Genomic DNA, 16,952 nt, shown 5'->3' on the forward strand with positions numbered 1-16,952 from the left:
ACGTCATGTTTGATTTTTCTACCGTCGTGGATCGACACGGCACCTGGTGTACGCAGTGGGACTACGTCGCCGACCGCTTTGGCGCGGCCGATCTGCTGCCCTTCACCATCTCGGATATGGATTTCGCCACCGCGCCCTGCATTACCGACGCGCTGCATCAGCGCATTAATCACGGCGTGCTGGGCTACAGCCGCTGGAAGAACGATGAGTTTCTCGCTGCCGTCGCGCACTGGTTCCAGCAGCGCTTTAACAGCACGATTGATACGGAAACCGTCGTTTATGGTCCTTCCGTTATCTACATGGTGTCAGAGCTGATTCGTCTCTGGTCACACCCCGGCGACGGCGTAGTGGTTCACACCCCGGCATACGACGCGTTTTACAAAGCTATTGAAGGGAATGCGCGTCATGTGGTGCCCGTGGAGATGGAAAAGCACGCCGCAGGCTGGCAGGGAAATATGGCTGCGCTGGAAGCGGCCCTGGCAAAACCTGAAAACAAAATTTTGCTGCTGTGCAGCCCGCAAAACCCAACCGGCAAGGTCTGGACGCGGGACGAGCTGACGCAGATGGCTGAACTGTGCGCACGCAATGACGTGGCGGTTATCAGCGATGAAATTCATATGGACATGGTGTGGGGAGAGCATCGTCACACGCCGTGGAGCGCGGTGGCGCGCGGCAAATGGGCGCTTCTCACCTCCGGCTCGAAAAGCTTCAATATTCCGGCGCTGACGGGCGCTTACGGCCTTATTGGTGATGAGGAAAGCCGTAACGGTTATCTCAGCGCACTAAAAGGCCGGGACGGGCTCTCTTCTCCTTCCGTGCTGGCGCTAACGGCGCATATCGCCGCCTATCAGCAGGGAGGGCCGTGGCTGGATGCCCTGCGGGGCTATCTGGAAGAGAATCTGTTGTATATCGCGCAGGAGGTAAACCGCGCCTTTCCGAAACTGAACTGGCAGCCGCCCGAAGCGACCTACCTGGCCTGGATTGACCTGCGCCCGCTGAACATTGACGATCGGGCGCTACAAAAAGTGCTGATCGAGCAGCAAAAAGTCGCCATCATGCCGGGATATAACTACGGCAAAGAGGGAAACGGCTTTGTTCGCCTGAACGCCGGCTGTCCACGCAGCAAGCTGGAACAAGGGGTGCAACGCCTCATTACCGGGATTAACACGCTCCTGTAATCAATTTGCGCAACGGAATATTCCCTTGCGCAAATAGCTTTTTACCCCGTTTTGTTTTTATAATATGGCGCACTTTAACCAGAAAAGAGTGCGACCATGATTGATACACGCCTGCCTTTAACTGATATTCATCGTCACCTTGACGGTAACATTCGTGCCCAAACCATCCTCGATCTTGGCCGCCAGTTCAATTTAACGCTTCCTGCGCAGACGCTTGAGTCGCTGATCCCTCACGTACAGGTGACCTCCAATGAACCGGACCTGGTCAGCTTCCTGAGCAAACTCGACTGGGGCGTGAAGATGCTGGCCTCGCTGGATGCCTGCCGCCGCGTGGCGTTTGAAAACATTGAAGATGCGGCCCGTAACGGCCTGCATTACGTCGAGCTGCGCTTCTCGCCGGGCTATATGGCGATGACCCACAACCTGCCCGTTGCAGGCGTGGTGGAAGCCGTGATTGAAGGCGTCCGCGAAGGATGTAAAACCTTCGACGTTCAGGCCCGTCTGATTGGCATTATGAGCCGTACGTTCGGCGAAGCCGCCTGCCTGCAGGAGCTGGAAGCGCTGCTGGCCCATCGCGATGCCATCACCGCCGTCGATCTCGCCGGTGACGAGCTGGGCTTCCCGGGCAGTCTGTTCCTCTCCCACTTCAACCGCGCGCGCGATGCCGGCTGGCACATTACCGTGCATGCGGGTGAAGCGGCTGGCCCGGAAAGCATCTGGCAGGCCATCCGCGAGCTGGGCGCCGAGCGTATCGGTCACGGCGTGAAGGCGGTAGAAGATCGCGCCCTGATGGATTTCCTGGCGGAGCAGCGCATCGGGATTGAGTCGTGCCTGACGTCTAACATTCAGACCAGCACCGTCGCAGCGCTGGCGCATCATCCGCTGAAAACGTTCCTTGAACACGGCGTGCTGGCCTCGCTGAACACGGACGATCCGGCAGTACAGGGCGTGGATATCATCCACGAGTACAACATCGCCGCACCGCAGGCGGGGCTGAGCCGCGAGCAGATCCGTCAGGCGCAGATCAACGGGCTGGAGATCGCTTTCCTGACGCCTGAAGAGAAGCAGGCGCTTAAAGATAAAGTGGCTCGCGGTTGAGCATTTGCCGGGTGACGGCTACGCCTTACCCGGCCTACAAAAATATTTTAAATTATGCCAGACAGAGCGTGGCGCGATGTTTGGCAGATTCAATACCCAGCTCAATCAGCTCCATAATCTGAATCGCCTGGCTGGCCGGAACCGGATTTTCGCTCGTGCCGTTCAGCGCATCGCGGATGCCCGCGTAATAGGCCGGATAGTTGCCCGGGATCGTCAGCAAGGTCTCCTCTACCAGTTCCTCACCTTCCACCCGCGTTACCACGCCGTCGCGCATATCATAGCCCCAGTCTTCCTGCGGCAAACGTTCACCGCTTTTCAGCCGGTCCTCCTGCGGATCGAGGCCAAACTTCACGTAGCTCCCGCGCGTGCCGTGAATAATGTAGCGGGCCGATTCCGCGGCCGCGACCATCGTGCCGTGCAGCACAATTCGCCGCTGCGGGTAGCTGAGCACCGCGTGGAAGTAATCGGTCGTCTGCGCTCCGGGCCGGAGCTGGGCCAGATCGACCGTCATGCTCACCGGCAGACCAAAAAGATTGACCGCCTGATCCAGCAGATGCGGGGCTAAATCGTACCAGATGCCGCTGCCTGGACCAGCCTGCTCGCGCCAGCGGTTTCGTACCTGCGGACGGAAGCGGTCAAAGTGCGATTCAAAAAAGAGGATCTCCCCTAGCGTGCCTTCACTGAGAAGCCTTTTTACCGTCAGAAAGTCGCTGTCCCAGCGGCGGTTATGAAACACCGACAGCAGCCTGCCGAGACTCTTTGCCAGCGCATCCAGCTCGCGAGCCTGAGACAGCGTGACGGTAAAGGGCTTATCGACCACCACGTGTTTACCGGCCTCCAGCGCGGCCTTTGCCAGCGGAAAGTGGGTGTCGTTCGGGGTGGGGATAACGATTAAATCGATATTCGGATCGTTGAAAAGGTGTTTTGGCTCAGAGACAACCGGCACGGAAGGCCAGTCGGCATGGACTTTAGCGGCATCGCTGCTGGATACCGCAGCCAGGGTCATCCCCGGCGTTCCGGCTATCAGAGGCGCATGAAACGTTTTGCTTGCATACCCGTAGCCGATAAGCCCAACGCGTATATTATCACTCATAGTGCCGTCCTCTTTTATGACGTTCTTATTTCACACTGGCTAGCCTGGCATTACCACAGATTAATAATGTGCCATATGACTTAAAATAGCAGGTTGTACGGGTTGTTTTTGTTACATAGTATTAACCCACTGATTTTGTTTAAGGGAACCGTTCCCAAAGCGCTTGCCGTCGGGGAAACGTCGCTGTAACATTTGCGACCTGTATTTATGGATAAAGTACAACTACGAATCATGACGTCAATTATTAATCGAATCATTGAATTAGCGGGATGGATTGTTCTTGGGGTTTCGGTCATTTTGCTGGGTGTTGCCAGCCATATCGATAACTACCAGCCGCCGGAGCCTGTCACAGTCGCCCAACCTAAGTAACCGGTTACTGCAATAAAGAGTGACATAATATGTCAGTTACTTATTGCCAGCCCTGGTGAACACGGTTAACCTTCTCTTCCAGGCATCGTCTGATGCCTGAATTTCAGCAAAGAAAACTCCTAATTTCGTCGCGTTACCTGAGTGGGCTGTTTACGTCTTTATTAATCCGTTTATTATTCGAACGAATTACCTTAACTGGTATTACTCACTTTTATATGGAAACTTATTAATATGACAGTTCAGGACTATTTATTAAAATTTCGCAAGATCAATTCGCTTGAGAGCCTGGAAAAACTGTTTGACCATCTGAACTACACCCTGTCGGATAATCAGGACATCATTAATATGTATCGCGCCGCTGACCATCGCCGTGCGGAGCTGGTTTCCGGAGGTCGTTTGTTCAACGTGGGTGAAGTGCCTAAGTCCGTATGGCGTTACGTTTTATAAGAAAGTAGCCATCCGCGCGAAATGTTATATACTCTCCGCCCTGCAAACTGGCTGTACAACATTTCGCGCAGATTATGGGAGAGTTCATGACCGCAACGCCTGGAGAACGCATTGGAGGCTGGTTAATCGCCCCACTGGCATGGCTGCTGGTTGCCTTATTAAGCGCATCGCTTGCGCTGCTGCTGTATACCACCGCACTGATTACCCCTCACGCCATCCAGACACTGATGTCGCAAAGCGTGCTGAATATTGCGATGTGGTTTGTGTCGTTCGTTTTCGCAATTGGAATGTGGTACTACACCCTGTGGTTGACCATCGCTTTCTTTAAGCGCCGCAAAAGTGTACCTAAACACTACATTATCTGGCTGCTGATTTCGGTTCTGCTGGCGGTGAAAGCCTTTGCTTTTTCGCCCGTATCAGACGCTCTGGCCGTTCGTCAGCTGCTTTTCCCGTTACTGGCCGCCGCGCTGCTGGTCCCCTATTTCAAGCGTTCGACGCGGGTAAAAAACACCTTCGTGAACCCGTAATAACCTTACAGATAACCTGTTGTCGCCTGCGTGAGTTTGTCCGATAATAGGCGGCTTTTTTATTACAGGCTAAATAATGACCGATTACTTACTGCTCTTTGTCGGCACCGTGCTGGTTAACAACTTCGTTCTGGTGAAGTTCCTTGGCCTGTGCCCGTTTATGGGCGTGTCCAAAAAGCTGGAAACGGCGATGGGCATGGGGCTGGCGACAACCTTCGTCATGACGATGGCGTCCATCTGCGCGTGGTTGATTGATACCTGGATCCTCATCCCGCTGGGGTTAATCTATCTTCGTACGCTGGCTTTTATTCTGGTCATTGCGGTTGTTGTGCAATTTACTGAAATGGTGGTGCGTAAAACCAGCCCGGCCCTCTATCGCCTGCTGGGTATCTTCCTGCCGCTGATCACCACCAACTGTGCCGTTCTCGGCGTTGCGCTGCTGAACATCAACCTTGGCCATAACTTCATGCAGTCGGCGCTGTACGGTTTTTCCGCCGCCGTCGGTTTCTCATTTGTTATGGTCCTCTTCGCGTCGATTCGCGAGCGTCTGGCGGCAGCGGATATCCCTGCTCCCTTCCGCGGTAACGCGATTGCGCTGGTGACCGCTGGTTTAATGTCTCTGGCCTTTATGGGCTTTAGTGGTCTGGTGAAGTTGTAATGAATGCTATCTGGATTGCCATCGCCTCTATCAGCGTCCTGGGGTTGGTGTTTGGCCTTATCCTGGGTTACGCCTCCCGCCGTTTCGCGGTAGAGGACGATCCTGTTGTTGAAAAAATTGATGAGCTTTTGCCGCAAAGCCAGTGCGGGCAGTGCGGCTACCCGGGCTGCCGTCCCTACGCTGAAGCGGTAGGCATTCAGGGTGAAAAAATTAACCGTTGCGCCCCCGGCGGCGAAGCGGTGATGCTGAAAATTGCGGCCCTGCTTAACGTCGATCCGCAGCCCGTTGATGGCGATGCGGAGGTGCAGGAGCCGGTTCGCGCCCTCGCCGTGATCGACGAGGCAAACTGCATCGGCTGTACCAAATGTATTCAGGCCTGCCCGGTTGACGCCATTGTTGGCGCCACCCGCGCCATGCACACCGTCGTGGCGGATCTGTGCACCGGCTGTAACCTCTGCGTGGCCCCATGCCCGACGCAATGTATTGAGCTGCGCCCGGTTGAAACGACTACCGAAAGCTGGAAGTGGGATCTTCAAACCATTCCGGTTCGCATCATTCCTGTGGAACAACATGCTTAAGTTATTTTCTGCTTTCAGAAAAGAGAAGATTTGGGACTTTGACGGCGGTATCCATCCGCCGGAGATGAAAACCCAGTCCAACGGCACGCCGCTGCGTCAAATTCCGCTGGCGACGCGTTACGTCATGCCGCTCAAACAGCATATTGGCGCTGAGGGCGAGCTGTGCGTGAAAGAAGGCGATACGGTTCTTCGTGGTCAGCCGCTGACCTTTGGCCGTGGACGCATGCTGCCGATACACGCCCCAACCTCCGGTAAAGTGGTGGCGATTGCCCCTCATACGGTGGCCCATCCGTCCGCTCTATCGGAGCTGAGCGTGATCATTGAAGCCGACGGCGAAGACCGCTGGATCGATCGTGACGGCTGGAGCGACTACCGCAGCCAGAGCCGCGAAGCGCTTATTGAGCGTATTCATCAGTTCGGCGTCGCCGGGCTGGGCGGTGCGGGCTTCCCGACCGGCGTCAAGCTGCGCGGCGGTGGCGATAATATCCAGACGTTGATTATCAACGCCGCCGAGTGCGAGCCCTATATCACCGCCGACGATCGTCTGATGCAGGATTGCGCCGCTCAGGTGGTGGAAGGCATCCGCATCCTGGCGCACATTCTTAAGCCGCGGGAAGTGCTGATTGGTATCGAAGACAATAAACCGCAGGCCATCTCGATGCTGCGCGCCGTGCTGGCGGGCAGTCACGATATTAGCCTGCGCGTTATCCCGACCAAGTACCCTTCTGGCGGCGCAAAACAGCTGACGCAAATTCTCACCGGTAAGCAGGTGCCGCACGGCGGACGCTCTTCGGATATCGGCGTGCTGATGCAAAACGTCGGCACCGCCTATGCGGTGAAACGCGCGGTGATTGACGGCGAGCCGTTGACCGAGCGCGTGGTGACGCTGACCGGCGAGTCGGTTTCCCGTCCGGGCAACGTCTGGGCGCGTCTGGGTACGCCGGTGCGCCATCTGCTGGAACAGGCTGAATTTTGCCCGACCAGCGACCAGATGGTGATCATGGGCGGCCCGCTGATGGGCTTTACGCTGCCGTGGCTGGACGTTCCGGTAGTGAAAATCACGAACTGTCTGCTCGCCCCTTCCCCAACCGAAATGGGTGAAGAACAGGAAGAGAAAGGTTGCATCCGCTGCAGCGCCTGTGCCGATGCCTGCCCGGCGGATCTGCTCCCGCAGCAGCTGTACTGGTACAGCAAAGGCCAGCTGCACGACAAGGCAAAATCCCATAACCTGGCCGACTGCATTGAATGCGGCGCCTGCGCCTGGGTCTGCCCAAGCAACATTCCGCTGGTGCAATACTTCCGTCAGGAGAAGGCCGAGATTTATGCCATTTCCATGGAAGAAAAACGCGCCGCGGAAGCCAAGGCACGTTTCGAAGCGCGTCAGGCGCGACTGGAGCGCGAAAAAATCGCCCGTCAGGAACGCCATAAGCAGGCCGCCGTTCAGCCTGCCGGGAAAGATCAGGATGCGATTAACGCCGCACTGGCGCGCGTTCGTGAGAAAAAAGCCGATGCCGCCCAGACGGTAGTGATCCAGGCCGGGGAAAAACCGGATAACAGCGAAGCGATTGCCGCTCGCGAAGCGCGAAAGGCTGCGGCTCGCGCGCGTCAGGCGGAAAAAGCGCAAACGGTTCAGGCAGATACTGAGATCGACCCGCGTAAAGCGGCCGTTGAAGCGGCGATTGCGCGCGCCAAAGCCCGCAAATCGGGTGAGCAAAGCGTGGTCATCGAGCAGGATGCGGTCGATCCGCGCAAAGCCGCCGTTGAAGCAGCGATTGCCCGGGCCAAAGCCCGTAAGGCTGCGCAGCAGGCGCCAGAGGCAGTATCAGAAGCAGAAGCACCACAGGTCGATCCGCGTAAAGCCGCCGTAGAAGCGGCGATTGCACGTGCTAAAGCCCGTAAGGCTGCGCAGCAGGCACCAACGGTAGTATCAGAAGCAGAAGCACCACCGGTCGACCCGCGTAAAGCCGCCGTAGAAGCAGCGATTGCCCGCGCCAAAGCCCGTAAGGCAGCGCAGCAGGAAGAGCAGCCGCAGGCCGCCAACGATGACCCGCGCAAGGCCGCCGTCGCCGCCGCCATTGCGCGCGTTCAGGCGAAGAAAGCCGCACAGCAAGCCGTAAACGAGGATTAAATGGTTTTCAGAATCGCAAGTTCCCCCTACACCCACAACCAGCGTCAGACATCACGCATTATGATGCTGGTCTGCCTGGCCGCGCTGCCGGGCATTGCCGTTCAGTGCTGGTTTTTCGGCTGGGGAACCCTGTTCCAGATAGCCCTGGGCTGCGCCAGCGCCGTCGCGGCGGAAGCACTCGTCCTGAAGCTGCGTAAGATGGCGGTGTCACGCATTCTGGCTGACAACTCCGCGCTGCTGACCGGCCTGCTGCTCGCCATCAGTATTCCGCCGTTTGCCCCGTGGTGGATGGTCGTGCTCGGTACCGTGTTTGCCGTGATCATTGCCAAACAGCTGTACGGCGGGCTCGGCCATAACCCGTTTAACCCGGCGATGATTGGCTACGTGGTGCTGCTGATCTCCTTCCCGGTGCAGATGACCAGCTGGCTGCCGCCGCACGAGATTGCGGCCACGGTTCCGGGCTTTATGGATGCCCTGCACGTTATCTTTACTGGCCATACGGCGCTGGGCGCTGACATGAGCGCGCTGCGTATGGGCGTGGACGGCATCAGCCAGGCCACGCCTCTCGATACCTTTAAAACGTCCCTGCATGCCGGGCACAGCGTTGAGCAGATTATGAAATCCGCGATTTACAGCGGCATGCTGGCGGGTGCAGGCTGGCAGTGGGTCAACCTGGCGTATCTGCTGGGCGGCCTGTTCCTGCTGCAGCAGAAAGCCATTCGCTGGCATATTCCGGTCAGCTTCCTCGTGACGCTGGCGGTCTGCGCCACGCTGGGTTGGGTATTCTCTCCTGAATCACTCGCCAGCCCGCAGATGCACCTGCTCTCCGGTGCGACCATGCTGGGTGCCTTCTTTATCCTGACGGACCCGGTTACGGCGTCAACGACTAACCGCGGCCGCCTGATCTTCGGCGCGCTGGCAGGCCTGCTGGTATGGCTGATCCGCAGCTTTGGCGGTTACCCGGACGGCGTCGCGTTTGCCGTCCTGCTCGCCAACATTACCGTTCCGCTCATCGACTATTACACGCGCCCGCGCGTGTACGGCCATCGCTAAGGGTTTCGCCATGTTAAAAACGATGCAAAAACACGGCGTCACGCTGGCTGTGTTCGCCGCGGTCCTGACCGGGCTGACGGCCCTTGTTAACTCGTTAACCAAAACGACCATCGAAGAGCAGGCTTCAAAGCAGCAAAAGGCGCTGTTCGATCAGGTGATCCCATCAGATTTCTACGATAATGACCTGCAAAAGAGCTGCTTTGTGGTAGACGCGCCGCAGCTTGGGAAAGGCTCTCACCGCCTCTTTATTGCCCGCAAAGGGGATAAACCGGTAGGCGCGGTGATGGAAGCGACGGCGCCCGACGGCTATTCCGGCGCCATTCAACTGCTCGTCGGCAGCGATTTCTCCGGCACAATACTGGGTACCCGCGTGACGCAGCATCATGAAACGCCGGGCCTGGGCGATAAAATTGAAACCCGTCTGAGCGACTGGATTTTGCACTTCGCCGGTAAAGTTATCCATGGCGAAGGGGATACCGCGTTTGCGGTGAAGAAAGATGGCGGCGAGTTCGACCAGTTCACCGGCGCGACCATCACGCCGCGCGCCGTGGTGAACGCCGTAAAACGAGCCGGGCTGTATGCCGAAACGCTGCCCGCGCAAATCAACAATCTTCCGGCCTGTGGGGAGTAATCATGAGCCAGGTTAAAGAGGTTATTGTCCAGGGGTTGTGGAAGAACAACTCCGCTCTGGTGCAGCTTCTGGGGATGTGCCCACTGCTGGCGGTAACGTCCACCGCCACCAACGCGCTCGGTCTGGGTCTGGCAACCACGCTGGTGCTGACCCTGACCAACCTCTCCATCTCCGCCCTGCGCCGCTGGACGCCGTCGGAAATTCGTATTCCGATTTACGTCATGATCATTGCGTCTGTTGTTAGCGTCGTACAAATGCTCATCAACGCTTACGCATTCGGCCTGTACCAGTCGCTTGGGATCTTTATTCCCCTTATCGTCACCAACTGTATCGTCGTTGGCCGTGCGGAAGCGTTCGCGGTGAAAAACAGTCCCGCCATGTCGGCGCTGGATGGTTTTTCCATTGGAATGGGCGCCACCTGCGCCATGTTCGTGCTGGGCTCGCTGCGCGAGATCCTCGGTAACGGTACGCTGTTTGACGGCGCAGATGCGCTGCTGGGCGGCTGGGCCAAAGCGCTGCGCGTTGAAGTGTTCCACACCGATACGCCATTCCTGCTGGCAATGCTGCCCCCTGGCGCGTTTATTGGCCTTGGCATGATGCTGGCGATAAAATATCTGATTGATGAGAAACGTAAGCGCCGCGCGGCTGAGCGTAGCGTTCTGGAAGGGACACCCGAGAAGGCTTCATGAATAAAGAAAAGCGCATTGCGATCCTGACCCGTCTGCGGGACGAGAACCCGCATCCGACGACGGAGCTGAACTTTACCTCCCCGTTTGAGCTGCTGATCGCGGTGTTGCTCTCTGCGCAGGCGACCGATGTGAGCGTCAATAAAGCCACTGCCCTGCTCTATCCGGTCGCCAATACGCCAAAAGCCATGCTGGAGCTGGGCGTGGAAGGCGTGAAGTCCTATATCAAAACCATCGGCCTGTTTAACAGCAAAGCCGAGAACGTCATTAAGACCTGCCGGATCCTGCTGGAACAGCACGGGGGCGAAGTACCGGAAGATCGCGCCGCGCTGGAAGCCTTACCGGGCGTGGGGCGTAAGACTGCGAACGTGGTGCTCAACACCGCGTTTGGCTGGCCGACCATCGCCGTGGATACGCATATTTTCCGCGTGTCTAACCGGACTAACTTCGCGCCGGGGAAAAATGTTGAGCAGGTCGAAGAGAAGCTGTTAAAGGTGGTTCCGGCCGAATTTAAGGTTGATTGCCATCACTGGCTGATTCTGCACGGTCGCTATACCTGTATTGCCCGTAAGCCTCGCTGCGGCTCCTGCATTATTGAAGATCTCTGCGAATACAAAGAAAAAGTGTATCCCTGATCGTCACAACCCTTACCAAAAGAAGGGCTACCAGGCACCCTTCTTTTGGCCGTTATTTGTCCTTCATTCGTTCCCCCTGACCTGTCACTTGTTCGGTTGTTTAACGCTCAAACAGGTTAATACTTTTTTCATAGCCAAAAATTTCTATACATCTGTGATCGCGATCACCCTGATAACTTCATGTTGAATTTTTGTTGTCAAAACCCGCCTAAACCCTTTGTCTGACAAGATACTCTCCTTCCATTGCCGAAGATAAGACCAGCTATTTTTCAGAATATGGGCTATATCACTGCGATAAGCGGCAAATAGCAGAACATATCGCCAAAGGCCGGTTGAAGTGGGTTATTGCCAGTCGAAAAAACTACCTTTAATCATCGTATGAAATTTAACGCTGAATAACATTTATATGAACCGACGATTATACCACTTCAGATATATGTAACAGATTATTACAAATGTATTGCCAGATGGGGCAGGATAGTGAACATTACCCGCCGTTTCTCCTCCCAATATAACTATAAGGCGTATGGACGACGGCCATCACGCTATGAACACCCCCGTTAATATGGGATGTAAAAAAAGAGGTATATGTGTCTACTGCAAACAATAAACCAACAGATGAAAGCGTAAGTCTTAACGCTTTTAAACAGCCTAAAGCGTTCTATCTCATCTTCTCTATCGAGTTATGGGAGCGTTTTGGTTATTACGGCCTGCAAGGGATCATGGCGGTTTACCTGGTAAAACAGCTAGGTATGTCCGAAGCCGATTCCATCACGCTGTTCTCTTCCTTTAGTGCTCTGGTGTACGGTCTGGTCGCAATTGGCGGCTGGCTGGGTGATAAAGTCCTCGGGACTAAACGTGTCATCATGCTGGGCGCCATTGTCCTGGCGATTGGCTATGGTCTGGTTGCATGGTCAGGGCACGATGCCGCTGTCGTGTATATGGGTATGGCGACGATTGCCGTCGGTAACGGTCTGTTCAAAGCAAACCCGTCCTCCCTGCTCTCTACCTGCTACAGCAAAGACGATCCGCGTCTGGACGGTGCATTTACCATGTACTACATGTCCATCAACATCGGTTCGTTCTTCTCGATGCTGGCAACCCCATGGCTCGCAGCTAAGTTCGGCTGGAGCGTGGCGTTCGCGCTGAGCTTCGTGGGTATGCTGATCACCGTGGTGAACTTCCTGTTCTGCCGCAGCTGGGTTAAAGACTACGGTTCAAAACCTGACTTCGAGCCTGTTCATATGGGCAAACTGCTGGCCACCATCGTGGGCGTTGTTGTCCTCGCGGCAATTGCCACCTGGCTGTTGCACAACCAGGGTATCGCCCGTGCCGTTCTGGGCGTGGTTGCGCTGGGTATCGTGGTTATCTTTGCGAAAGAAGCGTTCGCCATGCAGGGTGCTGCCCGTCGCAAGATGATTGTGGCGTTCATTCTGATGCTGGAAGCGATTATCTTCTTCGTGCTGTACAGCCAGATGCCAACCTCACTGAACTTCTTCGCCATTCGTAACGTTGAGCACTCAATTCTGGGCATCGCGTTCGAACCGGAACAGTATCAGGCGCTGAACCCGTTCTGGATCATGATTGGTAGCCCGATTCTGGCCGCTATCTATAACAAGATGGGCGACCGTCTGCCAATGCCGCACAAGTTTGCGATCGGTATGGTGCTGTGCTCCGGCGCGTTCCTGGTGCTGCCGCTGGGTACCAAATTTGCCACCGACGCGGGTATCGTGTCCGTTAACTGGCTGATCCTGAGCTACGCGCTGCAGTCTATCGGTGAGCTGATGATCTCCGGTCTGGGTCTGGCGATGGTTGCACAGCTGGTGCCGCAGCGTCTGATGGGCTTCATTATGGGTAGCTGGTTCCTGACCACTGCCGGTGCGGCAATCATTGCGGGTAAAATTGCGAACCTGATGGCTGTGCCTGAAAACGTCACTGACCCACTGGTCTCCCTGAACGTCTACGGCACCGTGTTCATGCAGATTGGTATCGCTACTGCGGTTATTGCAGTTCTGATGCTGCTGACCGCGCCGAAACTGAATCGTATGACTCAGGACGACGACAAGACGGCTGAAGCGACCAAAACCGCTACCGCGTAAGATTATTGAGAAACGACGAGCCGCTAATGCATATTAGCGGCTTTTTTTTTGTCCGTTGGCGCACTAACATAGCTGAAACCTCAGCAAAAAGGAGTTACCGATGAAACTGTTCTACAAACCGGGCGCGTGCTCTCTTGCTTCCCACATCACCCTGCGCGAGAGCGGCAAAGATTTCACGCTGGACGGCGTTGATCTGATGAAAAAGCGTCTGGAAAATGGCGATGATTTCCTTGCCATTAACCCCAAGGGACAAGTTCCGGCTCTCTTGCTGGATGACGGTACTCTGCTGACCGAAGGCGTCGCGATTATGCAGTTCCTGGCCGATAGCGTACCCGATCGTCAGCTGCTGGCACCGGTCAGTACCATTTCTCGCTATAAGACGCTGGAATGGCTGAACTACATTGCGACCGAACTGCACAAAGGTTTTACGCCGTTGTTCCGCCCGGATACGCCAGAGGAGTTCAAACCGACCCTGCGTGCGCTTCTTGAGAAAAAGCTGCAGTACGTTAACGAATCGCTGAAAGACGAACAGTGGATTTGTGGTTCGCGCTTCACGATTGCCGATGCGTATCTGTTTACCGTGCTGCGCTGGGCGCGCGCGGTTAAGCTGAACCTGGATGGGTTAGACCATATCGCATCGTATATGAAACGCGTGGCAGAGCGTCCTGCAGTAGCTTCGGCGCTGAAAGCGGAAGGGTTGAACTAACCGAGCGGCCTGTGTTGCCGGGTGGCGCTGACGCTCACCCGGCCTACAATTTTTGGCCGGTTATAACCGGGTTGCGCTGAAATAGTGCTCCGGCTTCGCGATACGATCCTGTGCCGCAACCACCTGCAGTTCATATTCCTGCATCTCTTTCGTCGCAATCATGATTTCGTACACCGCCGCGGTAACGTGCTCCAGCGCGTCGCGCATCGTCGCCCCCTGCAGCAATTTCACCAGCAGCAGACCGCTGGTGACATCCCCGACCCCAACCGGCTGGCGCAGGCCGAAATCCACCAGCGGACGGCTGATATGCCAGGCGTCATCTTTCGTCACCAGAAGCATCTCAAAACGGTCCTGGCTCAGCCCTGCGCGCGCGAGGTGTTTTACCAGCACAACTTCCGGCCCCTGAGCGATCAGCTCACGAGACGCGCTTACCGCCTCTTCAACGCTGTTAACCGGATGCTCGCAGAGAATTTCGAGTTCGACCAGGTTTGGCGCAATGATATCGCTGGCGGGCAGCGCGTGGCGGACGTGAAACTCTGCAACGCCAGGCGCCACGATGCAGCCTTTCTCCGGGTGGCCCATAACGGGGTCGCAGAAGTATTTTGCCGCCGGGTTTGCGGCTTTCACCTGGCGTACGATGCCGAGGATATGCTCCCCCTGCTCCGCTGAGCCGAGGTAGCCGCTCAGCACGGCGTCACAGCGTTTAAGCTGATCGATATCTGCAATCCCCTGCACAACCTCGCTGAGGTGCGAAGGCGGCATTACGCAGCCGGTCCATTTGCCGTATTGCGTGTGGTTAGAGAACTGTACGGTATTAAGGGGCCAGACGTTGACGCCGAGGCGACGCATCGGGAATTCCGCGGCGCTATTGCCAGCGTGTCCAAAAACAACGTGGGACTGAATGGCGAGGATGTTCTTCATTTTTTTCTTACCAAACCCTGAAAAAACAAAAGGGGCGTGGTTTCCCACGCCCCTGGAGACTGTTAATTATTTCCAGCAGACAAGGCAGTAGTTTTTCTTACCGCGACGCAGCAGCGTGTAGCGGCCATACAGACGGTCACCGTCAACGAAGGTGTATTCCGGGTCGGCCTGTTTCTCACCGTTGATGGTGATAGCGTTAGACGCGATGGTTTTACGCGCCTGACCGCGCGAAGGCTGGAGCTCAGAGTCCACCAGCGCCTGCATCAGGTCAGCCCCTTTTTCCATCTCAACCATCGGCACGCCGTCCTGTGCCAGCTGTTCGAAGTCCGCTTCGCTCAGATCGCTCAGGGTACCGTTGAACAGGCTAGCGGTAATGCGTTTTGCCGCGGCCAGACCTTCTTCACCGTGAACCAGTTTGGTCACTTCGTCCGCCAGCACGTACTGCGCGCGCGGCGCTTTACCGCTGTTCTTGTCTTCCTCTTCCAGCGCGTTGATCTCTGCGATATCCATGAAGGTGAAGAACTTCAGGAAGCGATAAACATCGGCATCCGCCGTGTTGATCCAGAACTGGTAGAACTTGTACGGGCTGGTTTTCTTCGGATCGAGCCATACTGCGCCGCCCTCAGTCTTACCGAATTTGGTGCCGTCGGCTTTGGTGATCAGCGGAACGGTCAGACCGAAGACCTGGTTCTGGTGCAGACGACGGGTCAGGTCGATACCGGAGGTGATGTTACCCCACTGATCGGAACCGCCAATCTGCAGGGAAACGCCGTGCAGCTTGTTCAGGCAGGCAAAGTCATAACCCTGCAGCAAGTTGTAGGAGAACTCGGTAAAGGAGATACCCTGGTCGTCACGGTTCAGACGCTGCTTCACCGCCTCTTTGTTAATCATCTGGTTAACAGAGAAGTGCTTGCCGATGTCGCGCAGGAAGGTCAGCACGTTCATGCTGCCAAACCAGTCGTAGTTGTTCGCGGCAATGGCAGAGTTATCACCACAGTTGAAGTCGAGGAACGGTGCAACCTGTTTGCGGATCTTATCCACCCACTCCTGCACGGTATCTTCGGTGTTCAGTTTACGCTCAGCGGCTTTAAAGCTTGGGTCACCAATCAGGCCGGTCGCGCCGCCCACCAGCGCAACAGGCTTGTGGCCCGCCATCTGGAAGCGTTTCAGGCATAACAATGGAACAAGATGCCCCAAATGCAAGCTGTCAGCGGTGGGATCGAAGCCGCAATAGAGCGCGATCGGGCCTTGCGCCAGTCGCTCTGCTAACGCTTCCTCGTCCGTCACCTGGGCCACGAGGCCCCGCTCTTGCAATTGTTTAATCAAGTTACTGCTTGCCATCAAATTCTCCATGTATAAACGACTGCACCTTTGCCGGTACACGACTTTTCGCCTGATGCGAAAGGAACATAGAATAAAGCGCAAGCGCGGTGTGCGCTAGCGCTTAAATCAACAAATTTCGGGGATTATGGTGCCAGTCTGTCGATTTTCCAGCCGCCATTCTCGCGCTGGTATAAAAAGCGGTCGTGCAGGCGATGTTCGCCCCCCTGCCAGAACTCTATTTGCTCAATCGGGATGCGGAACCCGCCCCAGAAACTTGGCAGAGGAATTTCACCCTGCTGGAACTTCTGTTTCAGCTCCAGGAATTTACTTTCCAGCACGCCGCGGGCAGAAATTCGGCTGGACTGTTTTGATACCCAGGCGCCAATCTGGCTGTCGCGCGGGCGGCTGTGGAAATACTTCACCACTTCCAGCGTCGAGAGACGTTCCGCTTTGCCGGTGACCATTACCTGACGTTCCAGCATATGCCAGGGGAACAGCAGGCTAATACGCGGATTGTTTTCTAAATGGTGCGCCTTGCGGCTGCCGAGGTTGGTATAGAACACCAGCCCTTTCTCGTCATAATGCTTGAGCAATACGATGCGCTGATACGGTTGACCGTTTTCATCCACCGTTGCGACGACCATGGCCGTGGGGTCGGCGAGTTTCGCTTCGCAGGCCTGTTTCAGCCAGCGTTCAAAAAGCACGAGGGGTTCAGCGGGAAGATCCTGGCGACGCAGGCCGCCTTTAGTGTATTCACGGCGCAGATGCGCAATTTGCTGCAGTTCGTCGTTATCTGACATGGCGTTAGCTGACATTGAGAGT

General features: G+C 56.0%; 18 protein-coding genes. 14 read left to right on the plus strand and 4 right to left on the minus strand.

Annotated elements, in window-relative coordinates; translation table 11 throughout:
- The first annotated feature begins 5 nt into the window (after positions 1–5).
- A complete protein-coding gene (locus tag ADJ24_RS22680) occupies positions 6–1,178 on the plus strand; it encodes a MalY/PatB family protein (RefSeq protein ID WP_023311382.1) in 1,173 nt (390 codons plus the stop codon).
- Positions 1,179–1,274: 96 nt separating this feature from the next.
- Positions 1,275–2,276, plus strand: a complete 1,002-nt coding sequence (gene add, locus ADJ24_RS22685; protein WP_023311381.1) for an adenosine deaminase — start codon at positions 1,275–1,277, stop codon at positions 2,274–2,276.
- Between the two features lie 52 nt (positions 2,277–2,328).
- On the opposite strand, the gene ADJ24_RS22690 is transcribed toward add, so the two are convergent.
- The gene (locus tag ADJ24_RS22690) at positions 2,329–3,369 is read right to left on the minus strand and encodes an oxidoreductase (protein ID WP_023311380.1); all 1,041 of its coding nucleotides are present in this window, start codon (positions 3,367–3,369) and stop codon (positions 2,329–2,331) included.
- A 243-nt stretch (positions 3,370–3,612) separates the two neighbouring features.
- On the opposite strand from ADJ24_RS22690, the gene blr reads away from it, so the two are divergent.
- From blr to gstA, 12 genes are all read left to right on the plus strand, one after another.
- On the plus strand, positions 3,613–3,738 hold the full coding sequence (gene blr, locus ADJ24_RS23685; protein ID WP_168112406.1) for a division septum protein Blr: 126 nt from the start codon (positions 3,613–3,615) through the stop codon (positions 3,736–3,738).
- Positions 3,739–3,969: 231 nt separating this feature from the next.
- Positions 3,970–4,185 carry a transcription modulator YdgT gene (gene ydgT, locus ADJ24_RS22695; RefSeq protein ID WP_013096896.1) on the plus strand — a complete coding sequence of 72 codons (216 nt, stop codon included), beginning with the start codon at positions 3,970–3,972 and terminating at the stop codon, positions 4,183–4,185.
- 86 nt (positions 4,186–4,271) lie between these two features.
- Complete coding sequence (locus ADJ24_RS22700; protein ID WP_023311379.1) at positions 4,272–4,712, plus strand: DUF2569 domain-containing protein; 441 nt, start codon at positions 4,272–4,274, stop codon at positions 4,710–4,712.
- Positions 4,713–4,788: 76 nt separating this feature from the next.
- The gene (rsxA, locus tag ADJ24_RS22705) at positions 4,789–5,370 is read left to right on the plus strand and encodes an electron transport complex subunit RsxA (protein WP_014883581.1); all 582 of its coding nucleotides are present in this window, start codon (positions 4,789–4,791) and stop codon (positions 5,368–5,370) included.
- A complete protein-coding gene (gene rsxB, locus ADJ24_RS22710; protein ID WP_023311378.1) occupies positions 5,370–5,948 on the plus strand; it encodes an electron transport complex subunit RsxB in 579 nt (192 codons plus the stop codon). The genes rsxA and rsxB overlap by 1 nt, the downstream gene beginning before the upstream one ends.
- Entirely contained in the window at positions 5,941–8,076 is a 2,136-nt protein-coding gene (gene rsxC, locus ADJ24_RS22715; protein WP_023311377.1) for an electron transport complex subunit RsxC, read from the plus strand. The genes rsxB and rsxC overlap by 8 nt, the downstream gene beginning before the upstream one ends.
- A complete protein-coding gene (rsxD, locus tag ADJ24_RS22720; RefSeq protein ID WP_023311376.1) occupies positions 8,077–9,129 on the plus strand; it encodes an electron transport complex subunit RsxD in 1,053 nt (350 codons plus the stop codon). It abuts the gene before it with no gap.
- A 10-nt stretch (positions 9,130–9,139) separates the two neighbouring features.
- The gene (gene rsxG, locus ADJ24_RS22725) at positions 9,140–9,760 is read left to right on the plus strand and encodes an electron transport complex subunit RsxG (RefSeq protein ID WP_023311375.1); all 621 of its coding nucleotides are present in this window, start codon (positions 9,140–9,142) and stop codon (positions 9,758–9,760) included.
- Positions 9,761–9,762: 2 nt separating this feature from the next.
- Positions 9,763–10,449: an electron transport complex subunit E gene (locus tag ADJ24_RS22730; protein WP_023311374.1), complete on the plus strand. Its 687-nt coding sequence runs from the start codon at positions 9,763–9,765 to the stop codon at positions 10,447–10,449.
- Complete coding sequence (gene nth / locus ADJ24_RS22735) at positions 10,446–11,081, plus strand: endonuclease III (RefSeq protein WP_008500570.1); 636 nt, start codon at positions 10,446–10,448, stop codon at positions 11,079–11,081. Before ADJ24_RS22730 ends, nth begins: the two co-directional genes overlap by 4 nt.
- Before the next feature lie 590 nt (positions 11,082–11,671).
- Entirely contained in the window at positions 11,672–13,180 is a 1,509-nt protein-coding gene (dtpA, locus tag ADJ24_RS22740) for a dipeptide/tripeptide permease DtpA (RefSeq protein ID WP_023311373.1), read from the plus strand.
- Between the two features lie 100 nt (positions 13,181–13,280).
- Positions 13,281–13,886: a glutathione transferase GstA gene (gstA, locus tag ADJ24_RS22745; RefSeq protein WP_023311372.1), complete on the plus strand. Its 606-nt coding sequence runs from the start codon at positions 13,281–13,283 to the stop codon at positions 13,884–13,886.
- Positions 13,887–13,946: 60 nt separating this feature from the next.
- Here the strand turns inward: gstA and pdxY are convergent, their stop codons facing one another.
- The 3 genes from pdxY to pdxH form a co-directional block, all read right to left on the minus strand.
- Positions 13,947–14,807: a pyridoxal kinase PdxY gene (gene pdxY, locus ADJ24_RS22750; RefSeq protein ID WP_023311371.1), complete on the minus strand. Its 861-nt coding sequence runs from the start codon at positions 14,805–14,807 to the stop codon at positions 13,947–13,949.
- A gap of 66 nt (positions 14,808–14,873) precedes the next feature.
- Entirely contained in the window at positions 14,874–16,148 is a 1,275-nt protein-coding gene (tyrS, locus tag ADJ24_RS22755; RefSeq protein WP_023311370.1) for a tyrosine--tRNA ligase, read from the minus strand.
- A gap of 125 nt (positions 16,149–16,273) precedes the next feature.
- The gene (gene pdxH / locus ADJ24_RS22760; RefSeq protein ID WP_008500575.1) at positions 16,274–16,930 is read right to left on the minus strand and encodes a pyridoxamine 5'-phosphate oxidase; all 657 of its coding nucleotides are present in this window, start codon (positions 16,928–16,930) and stop codon (positions 16,274–16,276) included.
- Between the last annotated feature and the right edge of the window lie 22 nt (positions 16,931–16,952).

Origin of the sequence: Enterobacter sp. 940_PEND, assembly GCF_001059415.1 — a bacterium.
Lineage (GTDB): Bacteria > Pseudomonadota > Gammaproteobacteria > Enterobacterales > Enterobacteriaceae > Enterobacter > Enterobacter cloacae_M.